We start from the raw sequence: 16,523 nt of genomic DNA on the forward strand, positions 1-16,523 counted from the left end.
TAGCGGCCCCGGCGATATTGGCGGTATGACTGAAATCCTGGGGCCGCTTTACGGCCCTATCGCGACACAAGGCCGCTCCCACAATGACCGCGCTGGAGCCAATATTGGCTCCAACTTTCAGACCAGTCGGGAGAGCATGTCCTCGGCTTCCTGACGCTGGCTGTCGTCGCCATCCTTGACCACTTCATCGAGGATGTCGCGCGCGCCCTGGTTGTCGCCCATGTCGATATAGGCGCGGGCCAGGTCAAGCTTGGTGGCCACTTCGTCGCTGCCGGAGAAGAAGTCGAAGTCCAGGTCGTCCAGTGGCTCAGGCTCAGGCTGGGCAAGCGCGTCCTCACTGGTGAAATGCGGCTCCAGCGACGGCGATTCGAGGCTCTGCGACAGCTTGTCCAGTTCGGCATTGACGTCGTCCAGCTCCGAGGCAAAGCTCTTGGCTGCTGGCGAATCGTCTTCCAGCGACAGCGACAGGTCGAAGTCGGACGGCAGGTCGAACTCGGAAAGCGGGTCGAACGCTGGCTCGCTGTCGAAGGCAGCCAGCTCGGCAGCGACATCCACCGGGTTTGCGTCGTCTGCAGCCGGGGCGGCCGGGGCAACCGGTTCGCTGACGTCGAGGTCGAAGTCGGACAGGTCCACAGCGGGCTGTGTCTCGGCCTGGGCCAGCATGGCCTCGAATTCGGCGTCGGCGTCGGCCTGCAGCTCGGCGTCCACGGCAAACGGCTGGTCTTCCGGCTGAGCCGTATCCAGCACCGGCTCATCCAGTACCGGCTCGTCGACGACAGGTTGCTGGGCCACCGATTCGTCCAGCAACGGCGTCGCCAGCGGGTCTTGCTCGGGCAGGTCGTCACCCAGGCTCAGGTCGAAGGCACTGTCCAGGTCCTGCTCGTCCAGGCCCGGCGCATCGAGGGTCGGCACTTCATCGAAGGCATCCAGCTCAGCATCCAGATCAACTTCAGGCTCAAGCGCTGCGTCAGGTTCCGACTGGGCAACGGCCTCTGGTTCAGCCGCCACCTCTGGCTCGAACGCCGGCACTTCCTCGGCCGCCACATCGGCAACCACTGGCGTTTCAGGCTGATCTTGCAGCAGCTCCTGCACGTACTGCTCGTCCATCTCGGCAGCCAGGGCCGCAGCGCCCAGGCCGGCAGCGGCCAGGCCGAGCATGGCTGGGTAACGCTCTTTCAGCCCGGCAACCGCTGCACTGTTCGGCTCGCTGGCCGGCAGCTTGCGCTCCTGCTCGACGAACGCGCTCTGATCCCCCTGGCGTGCATACACATCCATCAGTTTCAGGCGCAGGTCGTCACGCTGAGGCGCGGCGGCCACGGCAGGCTCCAGCAGGTCGGCGGCGCGGTTCAGGCGACCTTCGGCCACGCATTGCTCGACCTCCGCCAGCAACGCGGCATGGGGGTCGGCTTGCGGTTCAGGTTGCGCTTCGACGGCGGGTACCGATGTTTTTTCCGCGGCGGTGGCGGCTGCAGCCGAAGCAGCGACCACGGCCGGCGACAGGGTCACGCTCGGGGCCGAGACCTCGACGCCATCGAAGCTTGCGCTATCGCTGTCGAAGCCTGCGACCTGCTCTTCTTCCAGCGCCCGCGCCATGCGCAGGTGCTTTTCAGCCTCCTGCTGGGCCTTGCGCTTGCGCGCCAGCAGCAACAGTAGAAGCAGCAGTACGAGGAAGGCACTACCGGCAATCAGCCCGAGCAGCAGCGGGTTGCCCATGATTTCGTCGACCACGCTGCCAGGCTGGCCGGCAGGTGCGGCCTCGGCGGCGGGCACCGGCTTGGGTGCGGTATCGACGGCGGCAGGCGCAGGCTTGACGACCGGTTGGGCCGGCGCCGTCGCACCCTGAGCCTCAAGGCGGGCCAGCTGGTTGTTCTTCAGCTCGATCAGACGCTGCAGCTTGTCCAGCTGGCTCTGCAGGTCGGCCATGCGGCTCTTGAGTTCTTCGTTGTCGCGACGGCTGGTGTCCAGGCTTTCCTGGGCCACCGCCAGCTTGTCGTTGAGAGCCTTGGCCTGGTCGGCACCGGCCTGGTTGCCCGGGCTGACCAGGCGCAGGTTGTCGCCCTGGGCGATACGTGCCGGCGCTGCCTCGGCGGCGCCGCGACGGGTCGCGTCCAGCTGGCGGGCGCGCGGGCCCAGGCGGCGGCCTTCACGCCAGGCGGCATACTGCTCGGCCACCTCAGCGATCGCCTCGCCCTGTGCGATATTCTGGATCTGCTGCTGGTCGGGCAGGCGCAGCACCTGGCCGACCTTCAGCTGGTTGATGTTGTTGCCGATGAAAGCGTCCGGGTTAAGCGCCTGGATCGCGATCATGGTCTGCTGGATCGAGCCACCCTGGGTGTTGCGCGCGGCAATCTGCCACAAGGTGTCGCGGCGTTGGGTGGTGTAGCTGCCGGCAGCGGTCACCGCTGGCGCGACATTGCCCGCCGCAGGCTTGTCGCCCTGGGCCTTGGCCTGGTCGAGCAGCACACTGTAGTCACGCAGCAGGCGGCCTTGCGGCCACATCACCTGGACCAGGAACTTCACCACCGGTTCAGGCAGCGGCTGGCTGGAGGTAACCCGCAGCACGCTCTTGCCGTTGGGGTTGATCACCGGCGTGAAGGTGAGGTCTTCGAGGTACGTCGGCAGCGCCACCCCTGCCTTGCTGAACTCTTCCGGCGGCGCCAGGCTCGGTGCCACTTCGGCGGCGGTGAGGTCGCGCACGTCGAGCAGCTCGATCTCGGCGTCCAGGGGCTGGTTCTGTGCCGACTTGAGGGTCAGCTCCCCCAGGCCCAAGGCATTCGCCATGCCCGACGACAGCGCCGATGCTGCAGCCATGGCCAGAACCAGTTTGCGAATTCGAAGCATGACCTCTTCCCTTGTATAAAGCGTCCTGAAACCTGCATGCAGAGCAGGACAATAGTGCTCGCCAGTATCTTTTACGGCATGTGTTTAATCAACAATTGCGCCACTTGCACGGCATTGAGCGCGGCGCCTTTGCGCACATTGTCGGTGGTCAGCCAGAGGTTGAGCTGCTGGTCTTCATCAACACCGTGCCGTACACGACCAACATAGACCACGTCCTGGCCCACTGCGTCGCCTACCGGGGTTGGATAATCATCGCGCTCCACCAGTTCGACGCTGTCGGCTGCCTCGAGGGCCTGGTTGACCGCGCCCAGGTCTACCGGGCGACGGCTCTGTACCGCCACACTGAAGCTATCGCCGAAAAATACCGGGACTTGAACGCAGCTCACGGAAATCTTCAGCTCCGGCAGGCCCAGCAACACGCGCAGCTCGCTGACCAGGCGGCGCTCCAGGGCCGTGTGGCCTTGCTCATCGGCGGCTCCGACCTGGGCCAGCATGTTGAACGCCACCTGGCGATCGAAGAAGCGTGGCTCCAAGGGGCGGGCATTGAGCAGCTCGGCGGTTTGCCGGGCGAGTTCGTTGACCGCTTCACGGCCTTGTGCGGACACCGCCAGCGCGGCCATTACCTGCACCCGCTCGATATCCAGCAGGCCCTTGAGCGGTGCCAGTGCAACGGCCAGGGCTACCGCGGCCGAGCACGGGCTGACGATGCGGGCGGGCAATGCCAGGCCGGCCAGGCGTTCGGCGTTGGCTTCCGGCACCAGGGCCAGGGCGTCGTCCAGACCAGCGGAAAGGTCGATGACCGTGCAGCCTGCCTGCAGCGCCTTGCTGGCAAAGCTGCGGCTGACGGCGGCGCCTGCGGCGAAGAAGGCCAGCCTGACCTGGGCGAAGTCGAAGCTGTCCACTTCACGTACCTTCAGCTTCTTGCCGGCGAACATCACGCTGCTACCCGCCGATTCCATGCTGGCCAGCAGATGCAGGGTGGCGACCGGGAAATCCAGCTCTTCGAGGATCTGCACCAGGGCTTCACCGACGCTGCCGGTGGCGCCGACGACGGCGATGTCCAAAGGGTTTGTCATGGAAGGGATCCTTTTGCTGAAAACGGCGGGGGGCGGCACTTTACTCGGATTGTAGAGTTTTGTCTGTGCTGGCCCAAACCTAGAGCTGCGCTGCTCTTGCTCTTGCTCTTGCATCGAGTAGGCATTCATTCGCGATGGTGGCGCCAAGTCACCTTTCCGCCCTTACGGCGGGTCCCTTTTTGTCGTGGCAAAAAGGAACCAAAAACCGTCGGCTCCCATCATCCGGCCCCTACGCTTCGCTCCGGGGTCCCCTCGCTACGGGCCTGCTCCCGGGAGTACGCGCTGCAGGCCCCATCCATGGGGCCTCAGCGCTTGACGGGCATCCATGCCCGTCACCTCCCTCCGCAGTCCCTTCGCTCGGCCTCCTGAAGTCGCAATCGGCGGCGCCTGAACTATCGCGCGCCTAGAAGCAAAATCAAAAGCAAAAGCAAAAGCAAAAGCAGAGAAAAGCCGGGCCGGCCGGGATGGATCGGCAATAAAAAAACCCGCGCTGTCACCAGCGCGGGTTTTCGGTCAGACCGGAACGATCAACGCTCCAGCAGAATCCGCAGCATGCGACGCAGCGGCTCGGCCGCGCCCCACAGCAGCTGGTCACCTACGGTGAAGGCGCCCAGGTACTGGGAGCCCATGTTCAGTTTGCGCAGGCGGCCAACCGGGATGTTCAGGGTGCCGGTAACCTTGGTCGGGCTCAGCTCCTGCATGCTGATTTCACGCTGGTTAGGCACCAGTTTCACCCAAGGGTTGTGCTGGCTGATCATGCCTTCGATGTCGGCCAGCGGCACGTCCTTGTTCAGCTTGATGGTCAGCGCCTGGCTGTGGCAACGCATGGCGCCAATGCGCACGCAGATGCCGTCGACCGGGATCGGGCTCTTGAAGCGACCGAGAATCTTGTTGGTCTCGGCCTGGGCCTTCCACTCTTCACGGCTCTGGCCGTTCGGCAGTTCCTTGTCGATCCACGGGATCAGGCTGCCAGCCAGCGGCACGCCGAAGTTCTCGGTCGGGAACGCTTCGCTGCGCATGGTCTCGGCAACCTTGCGGTCGATGTCGAGGATGGCGCTGGCCGGGTTGGCCAGGTCATCGGCAACGGCAGCATGGGTAGCACCCATCTGCTTGATCAGCTCGCGCATGTTCTGCGCGCCGGCACCCGAGGCCGCCTGGTAGGTCATGGCGCTCATCCACTCGACCAGGCCGGCTTCGAACAGACCACCCAGGCCCATCAGCATCAGGCTGACGGTGCAGTTGCCGCCGATGTAGTTCTTGGTACCCGCGTCCAGCTGCTGGTCGATGACCTTGCGGTTGACCGGGTCGAGGATGATCACCGCGTCATCCTGCATGCGCAGGGACGAGGCGGCGTCGATCCAGTAACCCTGCCAGCCGGCTTCACGCAGCTTGGGGAAGACCTCGTTGGTGTAGTCGCCGCCCTGGCAGGTCAGGATCACGTCGAGGGTCTTGAGTTCTTCAATCGAATAAGCGTCCTTGAGCGGAGCTGTATCCTTGCCCACGTTCGGGCCCTGGCCGCCAACATTGGAGGTGGTGAAGAACACCGGCTCGATGAGGTCGAAATCCTGCTCCTCCAGCATCCGCTGCATGAGCACGGAACCGACCATACCGCGCCAACCGATCAGACCTACACGTTTCATCGCAACTACACCTTTGCTAAAAGTGGGCCGCCACCGGGAATTTTGGGTGGCGGGCCAGAGAGATTACAGATTCCGCAGCGCTGCGACTACTGCGTCGCCCATTTCCTGCGTACCAACTTTGCGGCAGCCTTCCGAGAAGATGTCGCCGGTGCGCAGCCCCTGATCCAGGACCAGGCTCACGGCCTTCTCGATCGCCTCGGCGGCAGCCGACTGATTGAAGCTGTAACGCAGCATCATCGACACCGACAGGATGGTCGCCAGCGGGTTGGCGATGCCAAGGCCTGCGATGTCCGGCGCCGAGCCGTGGCACGGCTCGTACATGCCTTTGTTGTCGGCATCCAGCGACGCCGAAGGCAGCATGCCGATGGAACCGGTCAGCATGGAAGCTTCATCCGACAGAATGTCACCGAACATGTTGTCGGTCACCATCACATCGAACTGCTTGGGCGCACGCACAAGCTGCATGGCGGCGTTGTCGACGTACATGTGGCTCAGTTCAACATCCGGGTAGTCCTTGGCCACGTCCTCGACCACTTCACGCCACAGCTGGCTGGACGCCAGGACGTTGGCCTTGTCCACCGAGCACAGCTTCTTGCCACGCACGCGGGCCATGTCGAAGCCGACACGGGCAATGCGGCGCACTTCGCTCTCGCTGTACGGCAGGGTGTCGTAGGCCTGGCGCTCGCCGCCTTCCAGCTCACGCTGACCACGCGGGGCACCGAAGTAGATACCGCCGGTCAGCTCACGGACGATGAGGATGTCCAGGCCGGAAACGATCTCTGGCTTGAGCGACGAGGCATCGGCCAGTTGCGGGTAGAGGATGGCCGGGCGCAGGTTGGCGAACAGGCCCAGTTGCGAACGGATTTTCAGCAGGCCGCGCTCGGGGCGAATGTCACGCTCGATCTTGTCCCACTTCGGCCCGCCCACGGCGCCCAGCAGCACGGCATCGGCCTTGCGCGCACGCTCCAGGGTCTCGTCGGCCAGCGGCACGCCGTGCTTGTCGATGGCAGCGCCACCGATCACGTCGTGCTCCAGGCTGAAACCGAGCTGGAACTTGTCGTTGGCCAGCTCCAGCACCTTGACCGCCTCGGCCATGATTTCCGGGCCGATACCGTCACCTGGGAGAATCAGAATCTGCTTGCTCATGCTTTCCTCTATCCATTCACGCGGTGCGGCCAAGCGGGCCCCACCGAAAAGTTCTTAACGCTCGGCCCACAACACCAGCACATCGGTGCTGAACGAACCGTCGGTCTCGATCTGGTAATACTGCCGTACTTCCTCGCCCATGGCTTGCTGCAATTGGCGAATTGCCACGCGCATTGGCTCGGGGGTGCGCATGCGCTCGACCCAGCTGGAAAACTCCAGGCGCAGCGGCTGGCGGGTGTGGCTGCGTACATGCAAACCAGCCTCGCTGACCTGGCGTTGCCATTCGGCGGCGGAATAATCGCGCACGTGGCTGTTGTCGCGCAGCACTTCGACCGTTTGCAGGTAGGTGTCGAGCAGCGGGCTGCCCGGCGACATCACGTCGATGAACGCTGCCAGGCCACCCGGCTTGAGCACCCGGCGCACTTCGCGCAGGGCCAGGCCCAGGTCGCTCCAGTGGTGGGCCGAGTAGCGGCTGAAGACGAAGTCGAACGAGGCGTCGGCGAACGGCAGGCGTTCGGCGGCACCGCGTTCGGCGGTGATATTGGCCAGGCCGCGCTCGGCAGCGGCACTGGCGACCACGTCGAGCATGGCCTGCGAGAGGTCGTAGGCGACCACTTCGGCAACCAGCGGGGCGACGTGAAAGCTGACATGACCGGCGCCGCAGCCCAGGTCCAGCACGCGGGCATGGCCCTGCCCCGCCAGCGCAGCCTGCAGCAGGGCGAATTCACTGCCCTGGGCGTGCACGGCGCTGCTGAGGTAGGCGCTGGCCTGTTCGCCGAACTGGCGCTGGACCACATCGGTGTGCTGGGTGCTGGTCATGTCTCGATCCTTCTGGTTTTGGGTTGTCTTTACTGGCTCTATCGCCGGCAAGCCAGCTCCCACAGAGAACCTACAGTTTTCAGACCTGTGGAGTTCCTGTGGGAGCTGGCTTGCCGGCGATGAGGCCAGCAAACCCACTAAATCATTCAGGCATCACGGAACAGCCAAGGCTGCGCGGCGCGGTGCTTGCCTTCGAAGGCCTTGATCGCATCGCTGTCCTGCAGGGTCAGGCCGATATCGTCCAGGCCGTTGAGCAGGCAGTGCTTGCGGAACGCATCGATCTCGAAGTGCAGCACCTTGCCATCCGGACGGGTCACCGCCTGCGCCTGCAGGTCGATGGTCAGCTGATAGCCCGGGATGGCTTCGACCTGCTTGAACAGCTCGTCGACTTCCTCGTCGCTGAGGATGATCGGCAGCAAACCGTTCTTGAAGCTGTTGTTGAAGAAGATGTCGGCAAAGCTCGGTGCGATCACGCTGCGGAAGCCGTACTCGTCCAGTGCCCATGGGGCGTGCTCACGGCTGGAGCCGCAACCGAAGTTTTCCCGCGCCAGCAACACGCTGGCACCCTGGTAGCGTTCGTGGTTGAGCACGAACTCCTTGTTCAGCGGGCGCTTGCTGTTGTCCTGGTAAGGCTGCCCCACGTCCAGGTAACGCCACTCGTCGAACAGGTTGGGGCCGAAGCCGGTGCGCTTGATCGACTTCAAGAACTGCTTGGGGATGATCTGGTCGGTGTCGACGTTGGCACGGTCCAACGGCGCAACGAGGCCAGTGTGCTGGGTAAAGGCTTTCATGCTGCGCTCCCTTGGATCAACTCGCGGACATCGATGAAGTGGCCGGTCACCGCGGCGGCGGCGGCCATGGCCGGGCTGACCAGGTGGGTACGGCCACCGGCACCCTGACGGCCTTCGAAGTTGCGGTTGGAGGTGGACGCGCAGTGCTCGCCGCTCTCCAGGCGGTCCGGGTTCATCGCCAGGCACATCGAGCAGCCTGGTTCACGCCATTCGAAACCGGCTTCGAGGAAGATCTTGTCCAGGCCTTCACGCTCGGCCTGGGCCTTGACCAGGCCCGAGCCCGGTACCACCAGCGCCTGTTTGACGTTGGCAGCGACTTTGCGGCCCTTGGCGATTTCGGCGGCGGCGCGCAGGTCTTCGATGCGCGAGTTGGTGCACGAACCGATGAATACGCGGTCGAGCTTGATATCGGTGATCGCCTGGTTGGCGGCGAGGCCCATATACTTGAGGGCACGCTCGATCGAACCACGCTTGATCAGGTCAGGCTCGGCAGCCGGGTCCGGCACGCGCTGGTCGACGGCGAGGACCATCTCCGGCGAAGTGCCCCAGCTGACCTGCGGCTTGATTTGCGCAGCGTCGAGCTCGACCACGGTGTCGAACACCGCGTCAGCATCGGAAACAAGGCCTTTCCAGGCTTCGACCGCCTGCTTCCACTGCTCGCCCTTCGGCGCGTACGGGCGGCCTTCGACATAGGCAACGGTGGTGTCGTCCACCGCCACCAGGCCTACGCGGGCACCGGCTTCGATGGACATGTTGCAGATGGTCATGCGGCCTTCCATCGACAATTCGCGGATGGCGCTGCCAGCAAATTCCATGGCGTGGCCGTTACCACCGGCGGTACCGATCTTGCCGATCACGGCCAGGACGATGTCCTTGGCGGTAACGCCGGCAGGCAGCTGGCCTTCCACGCGCACCAGCATGTTCTTCATCTTTTTGGCGACCAGGCACTGGGTAGCGAGCACGTGCTCTACTTCGGAGGTGCCGATGCCGTGGGCCAAGGCACCGAAGGCGCCGTGGGTGGAGGTGTGCGAGTCACCGCAGACCACGGTCATGCCAGGCAAGGTGGCACCCTGCTCCGGGCTGATGACATGGACGATGCCTTGACGCTCGTCATTCATCTTGAATTCGACGATGCCGTATTCGTCACAGTTCTCGTCGAGGGTCTGCACCTGCAGGCGCGACACCTGGTCGACGATGGCCTCGATACCGCCCTTGCGCTCTGGCGTGGTCGGCACGTTGTGGTCCGGTGTGGCGATGTTGGCATCGATTCGCCAGGGTTTGCGGTTGGCCAGGCGCAGGCCTTCGAAGGCCTGGGGCGACGTCACTTCGTGGATGATGTGACGGTCGATGTAGATCAAGGACGAGCCGTCATCACGGCGCTTGACCTCATGGGCTTCCCAGAGTTTGTCGTAGAGCGTTTTACCAGCCATCAGACTGTTCCTCATCAGCGTCTTTCTATGCCAAAGACCCCTTGGCTTGTGCGGTCGATGCTAGGGGGTTAGATTGAATAACTCAAATTCATAATTTTTATGCTTTGGATAACCAACAGGAATGCGACCCCATGGATCTGGCCAACCTTAGCGCCTTCATCGCAATTGCCGAAACCGGTAGTTTTTCCGGGGCGGCCGACCGCCTGTTCCTGACTCAACCGGCCGTCAGCAAACGCATCGCCGGACTGGAACAGCAACTGGATGTGCGCCTGTTCGACCGGCTGGGCCGCGAGGTGACCCTGACCGAGGCGGGCCGCGCCCTGCTTCCCCGCGCCTACCAGATCCTCAACGTCCTCGATGATACCCGGCGCGCGCTGACCAATTTGACCGGGGAAGTGAGTGGTCGGCTGACCCTTGCCACCAGCCACCATATCGGCTTGCACCGCCTACCCCCGCTGCTGCGGGCCTTCACCCGGGAATACCCTGCAGTGGCGCTGGATATTCAGTTCATGGATTCGGAAGCGGCCTACGACGAAATCCTCCATGGCCGCGCGGAGATTGCCGTTATCACCTTGGCACCCGAGCCGCACCACCTGGTCAAGGCCGTGCCGGTATGGGACGACGCCCTGGACTTCGTCGCCGCTCCCGAGCACCCGCTGGCCAACAACAACACGGTCAGCCTGGCCGACGTCGCCCGCCACCCGGCCGTGTTCCCGGGCGGCAACACTTTTACCCACCACATTGTTCAGCGCCTGTTCGAAAGCCAGGGCCTGACGCCGAACATCGCCATGAGCACCAACTATCTGGAAACCATCAAGATGATGGTGTCGATCGGCCTGGCCTGGAGCGTGCTGCCGCGCACCATGCTCGACGAACAGGTTGCACCCATCGCCTTGCCGGGCATACAGCTGTCACGCCAGCTAGGCTACATTTTGCACACGGAGCGTACGCTATCGAACGCGGCCAGGGCATTCATGGCCCTGCTCGACAGCCACGCAGGGCCCGCCTGACCGGTCGTCAGCCCGGTATTGCCACCTCCAAGGACGCGTCACACGCCAAAGGTCTGGTACCGATGCCCAAATCAGCGAATCGCTTTTTGCGCCTGCCGCGCATACCTGCGGCCGACCCTCAGGAGTCCGAGCAGGCCTGGCAGAACGCCCCGCAATTGCTGGCCGCGCTCAACGGTGCGCGGCTGGGGGCCTGGCTATGGGATATCGAAAGCGGCCGGGTCAGCTGGTCACGGGGCACCCAGGCCCTGTTCGGCTTCGACCCGCAGCGCCCGCTCCCCGCCGATGTCGACTACCTCGACCTGCTGCCCGAGGAAGACCGCGCGCGCACACGCCAGGTATTCCAGGCGGTGTTCAACGGCGAACCGGTGGAACAGGCCATGCGCCACCGTATCCGCTGGCCGGACGGCAGCCTGCACTGGCTGGAGATCAACGGCAGCCTGACCCACGACCCGCACGGCCGGCCACAGATGATTGGGGTGATCCGCGAAATCACCCGCCAGCGCGAGCGGGAAACAGCGCTGATCAATTCGGAAAAACGCTTCGCCACCCTGTTCCACCTCAGCCCCAATGCCATTTTGCTCACCCGCCGCCACGACGGCATGATCTTCGAGGTCAACCAGCACTTCGAAGACATGTTCGGCTGGCCCGGCAGCCAGGTGATCGGCAAGACCAGCCTGGAACTGGGCCTGTGGGTCAACCCCGAACAGCGCCATATGGTGCTGGAATCGACCCGGGCCAACAGCGGCCCGTTGATCCTCGAAGTGCAATTTCGCGCCATCAGCGGCAAGGTGCATGACGGCATTCTCTGCACCCAGGGCATCGAACTGGAGGGCGTGACCTTCCTGATCAGCACTTTCGTCGACACCACCGAACGCAAGCGCGCCGAGCAGGCCCTGAAGGACAGCCAGGAGCGCCTGGACCTGGCCCTGGACTCGGCACAGCTGGGCACCTGGGACTGGCATATCCCCAGCGGCATGCTCTACGGCTCGGCCCGCGCCGCGCAACTGCACGGCCTGCCGCCCATCCCCTTTCACGAATCGTTCGACGCGTTTTTCGAAGGAGTACCGGAGCAGGAGCGCAATTCGATGCGCCAAGCCTACCGCAGCCTGCGCGAAGGGCCTGCCGGCAATTACCAGATCACCTACCGGGTGCAACTGGAGAACGGCATCTCGCGCTACATCGAAAGCCGCGCCCGACTGTACCGCGACGAACAGGGCAACCCGCTGCGCATGGCCGGTACCTTGCTCGACATCACCGACCAGGTGGAACGCGAACAGCGCCTGAGTGCCTCGGAAGAGAAGTTCGCCAGCCTGTTCCAGGTCAGCCCCGACCCGATCTGCGTCACCCGCCAGGACACTGGCCAGTTCATCGAGATCAACCCGGCGTTCACCCAGACCTTCGGCTGGAACACCGACCAGGTGATCGGCCGCACCGCCGAGGAAATCGGCCTGTGGGCGGAGTCGATCGAACGCGCGCAACGCATCGAGCGAGTGATCCGCGAACGGGCCCTGAGCAACGTCGCCGTGGTGGTCAACCACCGCAATGGCGCACCGCTGACCTGCGTGATTTCCAGCCGCCTCATCACCGTCGACGACCAGCCCTGCAGCGTCACCACCCTGCGCGACATCACCCAGCAGCAGCGCGCCGAGGCGGCACTCAAATCCAGCGAGGAAAAGTTTGCCAAGGCCTTCCACTCCAGCCCCGACGCCATCACCATCACCGAACGCCACAGCGGTCGCTACCTGGAAATCAACGACGGCTTCTGCCGCCTGACCGGCTACAGCGCTGCCGAAGTGGTCGGCCACACGGTGTATGAGATCGGCATCTGGGCCGACGACAAGCAGCGCAGCGCCCTGCTGGCCGAGTTGCGCGAGCGTGGCCGGGTGCACCACCGCGAGATGCTCGGGCGCAACAAGCGTGGCGATATTCTTACCGTGGAGGTGTCGGTGGAGCCGATCACCCTCAACGAGGTGGACTGCCTGCTGCTGACCGCCCGCGATGTCAGCCAGCTGAAGAACGCCCAGGCACAGATTCGCCACCTGGCCTACCACGACCCGCTGACCAACCTGCCCAACCGCGCCCTGCTGATGGACCGCCTGAGCCAGCAGATCGCCCTGCTCAAGCGCCACAACCTGCGCGGCGCCCTGCTGTTCCTTGACCTTGACCACTTCAAGCACATCAACGACTCGCTGGGCCATCCGGTGGGCGACACTGTGCTGAAGATCATCACCGCGCGGCTGGAAGCCAGTGTGCGCCTGGAAGACACCGTGGCGCGCCTGGGTGGCGACGAGTTCGTGGTATTGCTCAGCGGCCTGGAGGGCAGCCGAGAGCTGGTCGAAGAGAAAGTCCGCGGGCTGGCCGACACCCTGCGCGAACTGCTGGCCGAGCCGATGTCGCTGGACGGCCAGCGCCTGCAGGTGACACCCAGCATCGGCGTGGCGCTGATCCCCGACCACGGCGCCACCCCGGCCGACCTGCTCAAGCGTGCCGATATCGCCCTGTACCGGGCCAAGGACTCCGGGCGCAACACCACCCAGCTGTTCCATACCACCATGCAGAAGGCTGCCAGCGAGCGCCTGCGCATGGAAAACGACCTGCGCCTGGCCCTTGCCCGCGGCGAGCTGGCGCTGCACTTCCAGCCACAGGTGGATGCCCGCGACAACCGCATCGTCGGCGCCGAGGTCCTGCTGCGCTGGCATCACCCGCAACTGGGTCAGCAGCCACCCGCGCAATTCATCCAGGTGCTGGAAGAAAGCGGCCTGATCCTTGAAGTTGGCAGCTGGATCCTCGACGAAGCTTGCGATGCCTGCGCGCGCATGCTCGGCGACGGGCTGATCGACGCCGATGATTTCAGCCTGTGCGTGAACATCAGCCCACGGCAGTTCCGCCAGAACGATTTTGTCGGGCGGGTGCTGCGCAGCCTGGACGATTACCGCCTGCCACGGCAGATGCTGACGCTGGAGATTACCGAAGGCATCGTCATCCAGAACCTGGAAGATACCATCAGCAAGATGCGCGAACTGAAGCGCTACGGGGTGAGCTTTGCCATGGATGACTTCGGCACCGGTTATTCCTCGCTGACCTACCTGAAGCGTCTGCCGGTGGATGCGCTGAAGATCGACCAGACCTTCGTGCGCGATGCGCCGATTGACCCCAACGACGCCGAAATCGTCCGCGCCATCGTCGCCATGGCCCGCAGTCTGGACCTGGCGGTTATTGCCGAAGGGGTGGAACTGACCGAACAGCTGGAGTTTCTGGAACGGCTGGGGTGCCACCTTTACCAGGGATACCTGCACAGCCGGCCGCTGCCGTTGCCAGAGTTTCGCCAGATGTTGCTGGAGGCGCCGGCGGATTACTGAAACCGATGCAACCGCTCCCACAAGGAAGCCGAACCGGCGACAACAACAAAAAAGGGCACCCCTGGGGGTGCCCTTTTCCACATCTACTACGCGATCAGTTCAGCGCTGGCTTGTCGCCGTTGATCGGAATGCGCTTGGCCTTGGCTTCTTCAGGCACGATGCGCAGAAGGTCGATGCTGAGCAGGCCATTGGCCAGGCCGGCGGCCTTGACTTCGATATGGTCGGCCAGGCGGAACGACAGCTTGAAGGCGCGCTGCGCGATACCCTGATGCAGGTAGGTCACTTCAGCAGGGCCATTGTCGCGCTTGCCACCGGTCACGGTCAGGACACCTTTTTCAACCTGCAGGTCGAGGTCCTCTTCCTGGAAACCAGCTGCAGCAACCACGATGCGGTAGTGGTCATCGCCATGCTTTTCCACGTTGTAGGGCGGGTAGCTGCTACCAGCCTCGTTACGTGCCGCGGATTCGAACAGGTCGTTGAAACGGTCGAAACCAACGGAATGGCGGAACAGTGGAGCGAGAGAGAAAGCGGTAGTCATGGTCATGAACTCCTGAGATTCAGCAAGTAAGTCATTACGCGACCCGACTTCGGCATCGCGTACTCAAGAGATATGGCCGAGGGAAATGCTTTCAAGGGGCGAGCAAAAAAAATCCGATTTTTGTACTGGATTCAATGGCCCTTTCGCGGGTGAACCCGCTCCCACAGGATCACCACAGGCCTTGGGACCTGCTCGGTACCTGTGGGAGCGGGTTCACCCGCGAAGTGGCCGGATCAGGCAACACAAGCCTCAAGCGCCCGCACCTCAACCCCGAGCAACCTGCTGATCCGCGCACAGTCATCCTCCCGCCGCAACTCGGCAAACAGCACAACCGCTTCGGGATAACTGCGGGTCAGCATCGCCAGCCACTGCTTCATCCGCCCAGGCGCATAGCGCGGCGACAACTTGGCCTGGGCCTGGCGCCAGAACTCGCGCAGCAACGGAAGCAGGTCGTCCCAGCTCATCGGCTGGTAGTCCCGCCCGTCACGTGCCGCGGCAATCTGCAGCCCCAGGTCGGGGCGCGAGACCAGCCCGCGGCCCAGCATGATATCTTCGGCGCCACTGACCTCACGGCAGCGCCGCCAGTCGTCCACGGTCCAGATTTCGCCATTGGCGAACACCGGCACCTTGACCACATCCTGCACCCGCGCCACCCACTCCCAGTGGGCCGGTGGCTTGTAGCCCTCGACCTTGGTCCGCGCATGCACCACCAGGTGCGCCGAGCCGCCTTCGGCCAGCGCCGTGGCGCACTCCAGCGCGCCGTCGGGGCTGTCGAAACCCAGACGCATCTTCGAGGTGACCGGGATATCCGCCGGCACGGCACGGCGTACCTCACGCACAATGGCGTGCAGCAGCTCCGGCTCCTTGAGCAGCACCGCTCCACCACGCGACTTGTTCACGGTCTTGGCCGGGCAACCGAAGTTCAGGTCGATCACCGGCGCGCCCAACTCGCAGGCCAGCGCGGCGTTTTCCGCCAGGCACACAGGGTCCGAACCCAACAGCTGCACACGCATGGGCACCCCTGCGGCAGTCCGCGCGCCATTGCGCAACTCGGGTGCCAGCTTGTCGAACGAGGAAGGCGGCAGCAGGCGATCGCACACGCGAATGAACTCGGTGACGCACCAGTCGATACCGCCCACGCGGGTCAGCACGTCGCGCAGGATGTTGTCGACCAGCCCCTCCATGGGGGCCAGGGCAATTTGCATGTCGGGGTCTCGGCGGAAAAAGCCGGCAGTCTAACAAAAATTGCCGGCGTTTCAGGCGCCGATCAGCGCCGGGCCGTAACCGTCGAGGAACTCCGCCGGCATACGCCTGGGCTTGCCGCTGGACAATTCGATACAGGCAAAGGTGGTCTGGGCGCGCAGCAAGGTCACGCCGTCGCGTGGGCGCTTGAGCTGAAAGCGCCGGGTCATGCGCAGGCGCTGGTCCCAGTCGATGATCCAGGTGGCCAGTTGCAGCTCATCATCCTCATAGGCAGCGGCCAGGTAGTCGATTTCGTGACGCACCACGGCCATCGCCCGGTCCAGCCGGCGATATTCGGCCAGGTCCAGGCCCAGGCGCTGGGAGTGGCGCCAGGCGCAGCGCTCCAGCCAGGTGACGTAGACCGCGTTGTTGGCGTGGCCAAGGCCGTCGATATCCTCGCTGCCGACGCGCAGGTCGATGACGAAGGGTGTTGCCAGGTCCCAACTCATGTTCGCTTCCTTGGAGCAAAACTGGATTTAGCAGGGCCCTGCAGATAAAAGTCCAGCCTTTGTGGAGGATTTACCGGCCTGATCGCCGACCAGCCAGCTTGTGTCTTGAGAGGGGATTAGAATCTGAAGTGAGAGCGGTGAATGGCAAGCTGAATGCCAGAGGTGCCTTGAGCACGTGTGGG

General features: G+C 64.0%; 12 protein-coding genes. 2 read left to right on the forward strand and 10 right to left on the reverse strand.

The genetic code is table 11. The features are described from left to right. Window positions 1–117: 117 nt before the first annotated feature. From IRZ77_RS25485 to leuC, 7 genes are all read right to left on the reverse strand, one after another. Window positions 118–2,841: a FimV/HubP family polar landmark protein gene (locus tag IRZ77_RS25485; RefSeq protein WP_108481530.1), complete on the reverse strand. Its 2,724-nt coding sequence runs from the start codon at window positions 2,839–2,841 to the stop codon at window positions 118–120. A gap of 71 nt (window positions 2,842–2,912) precedes the next feature. After that, window positions 2,913–3,917, reverse strand: a complete 1,005-nt coding sequence (locus IRZ77_RS25490) for an aspartate-semialdehyde dehydrogenase (RefSeq protein ID WP_108481529.1) — start codon at window positions 3,915–3,917, stop codon at window positions 2,913–2,915. Between the two features lie 527 nt (window positions 3,918–4,444). Continuing rightward, window positions 4,445–5,557, reverse strand: a complete 1,113-nt coding sequence (gene asd, locus IRZ77_RS25495) for an aspartate-semialdehyde dehydrogenase (RefSeq protein WP_003260268.1) — start codon at window positions 5,555–5,557, stop codon at window positions 4,445–4,447. A gap of 63 nt (window positions 5,558–5,620) precedes the next feature. Then, window positions 5,621–6,703, reverse strand: coding sequence for a 3-isopropylmalate dehydrogenase (gene leuB, locus IRZ77_RS25500; protein ID WP_013971603.1), 1,083 nt, complete (start codon window positions 6,701–6,703; stop codon window positions 5,621–5,623). A gap of 54 nt (window positions 6,704–6,757) precedes the next feature. Then, entirely contained in the window at window positions 6,758–7,522 is a 765-nt protein-coding gene (locus tag IRZ77_RS25505; RefSeq protein ID WP_046617037.1) for a class I SAM-dependent methyltransferase, read from the reverse strand. A 146-nt stretch (window positions 7,523–7,668) separates the two neighbouring features. Continuing rightward, on the reverse strand, window positions 7,669–8,313 hold the full coding sequence (gene leuD, locus IRZ77_RS25510) for a 3-isopropylmalate dehydratase small subunit (RefSeq protein WP_046617038.1): 645 nt from the start codon (window positions 8,311–8,313) through the stop codon (window positions 7,669–7,671). Continuing rightward, window positions 8,310–9,743: a 3-isopropylmalate dehydratase large subunit gene (gene leuC, locus IRZ77_RS25515; protein ID WP_013971600.1), complete on the reverse strand. Its 1,434-nt coding sequence runs from the start codon at window positions 9,741–9,743 to the stop codon at window positions 8,310–8,312. Before leuC ends, leuD begins: the two co-directional genes overlap by 4 nt. A 131-nt stretch (window positions 9,744–9,874) precedes the next feature. Between leuC and IRZ77_RS25520 the strand changes: the two genes are divergently transcribed. Together IRZ77_RS25520 and IRZ77_RS25525 are read left to right on the forward strand one after the other, a co-directional pair. Further along, complete coding sequence (locus tag IRZ77_RS25520) at window positions 9,875–10,753, forward strand: LysR family transcriptional regulator (RefSeq protein WP_015269430.1); 879 nt, start codon at window positions 9,875–9,877, stop codon at window positions 10,751–10,753. Between the two features lie 62 nt (window positions 10,754–10,815). Then, window positions 10,816–14,112 (forward strand): PAS domain S-box protein, encoded by a 3,297-nt coding sequence (locus tag IRZ77_RS25525; RefSeq protein ID WP_135001583.1) that lies wholly within the window; start codon window positions 10,816–10,818, stop codon window positions 14,110–14,112. Between the two features lie 94 nt (window positions 14,113–14,206). Here IRZ77_RS25525 and IRZ77_RS25530 read toward each other — a convergent pair whose 3' ends face one another. The 3 genes from IRZ77_RS25530 to IRZ77_RS25540 form a co-directional block, all read right to left on the reverse strand. Further along, entirely contained in the window at window positions 14,207–14,650 is a 444-nt protein-coding gene (locus IRZ77_RS25530; protein WP_003260273.1) for an Hsp20 family protein, read from the reverse strand. A 233-nt stretch (window positions 14,651–14,883) separates the two neighbouring features. Further along, window positions 14,884–15,855, reverse strand: coding sequence for a tRNA dihydrouridine synthase (locus IRZ77_RS25535; protein WP_135001582.1), 972 nt, complete (start codon window positions 15,853–15,855; stop codon window positions 14,884–14,886). Between the two features lie 51 nt (window positions 15,856–15,906). Further along, a complete protein-coding gene (locus IRZ77_RS25540) occupies window positions 15,907–16,341 on the reverse strand; it encodes an acyl-CoA thioesterase (protein WP_046617041.1) in 435 nt (144 codons plus the stop codon). Window positions 16,342–16,523 lie beyond the last annotated feature (182 nt).

The organism is Pseudomonas pudica, assembly GCF_015680405.1.
GTDB lineage: Bacteria > Pseudomonadota > Gammaproteobacteria > Pseudomonadales > Pseudomonadaceae > Aquipseudomonas > Aquipseudomonas pudica.

Excerpts from the sequence above, each read along its gene's own strand:
- IRZ77_RS25485 (WP_108481530.1), bottom strand. The coding sequence starts at position 2,841 with ATGCTTCGAATTCGCAAACTGGTTCTGGCCATGGCTGCAGCATCGGCG.
- IRZ77_RS25490 (WP_108481529.1), bottom strand. The coding sequence starts at position 3,917 with ATGACAAACCCTTTGGACATCGCCGTCGTCGGCGCCACCGGCAGCGTC.
- asd (WP_003260268.1), bottom strand. The coding sequence starts at position 5,557 with ATGAAACGTGTAGGTCTGATCGGTTGGCGCGGTATGGTCGGTTCCGTG.
- leuB (WP_013971603.1), bottom strand. The coding sequence starts at position 6,703 with ATGAGCAAGCAGATTCTGATTCTCCCAGGTGACGGTATCGGCCCGGAA.
- IRZ77_RS25505 (WP_046617037.1), bottom strand. The coding sequence starts at position 7,522 with ATGACCAGCACCCAGCACACCGATGTGGTCCAGCGCCAGTTCGGCGAA.
- leuD (WP_046617038.1), bottom strand. The coding sequence starts at position 8,313 with ATGAAAGCCTTTACCCAGCACACTGGCCTCGTTGCGCCGTTGGACCGT.
- leuC (WP_013971600.1), bottom strand. The coding sequence starts at position 9,743 with ATGGCTGGTAAAACGCTCTACGACAAACTCTGGGAAGCCCATGAGGTC.
- IRZ77_RS25520 (WP_015269430.1), top strand. The coding sequence starts at position 9,875 with ATGGATCTGGCCAACCTTAGCGCCTTCATCGCAATTGCCGAAACCGGT.
- IRZ77_RS25525 (WP_135001583.1), top strand. The coding sequence starts at position 10,816 with ATGCCCAAATCAGCGAATCGCTTTTTGCGCCTGCCGCGCATACCTGCG.
- IRZ77_RS25530 (WP_003260273.1), bottom strand. The coding sequence starts at position 14,650 with ATGACTACCGCTTTCTCTCTCGCTCCACTGTTCCGCCATTCCGTTGGT.
- IRZ77_RS25535 (WP_135001582.1), bottom strand. The coding sequence starts at position 15,855 with ATGCAAATTGCCCTGGCCCCCATGGAGGGGCTGGTCGACAACATCCTG.
- IRZ77_RS25540 (WP_046617041.1), bottom strand. The coding sequence starts at position 16,341 with ATGAGTTGGGACCTGGCAACACCCTTCGTCATCGACCTGCGCGTCGGC.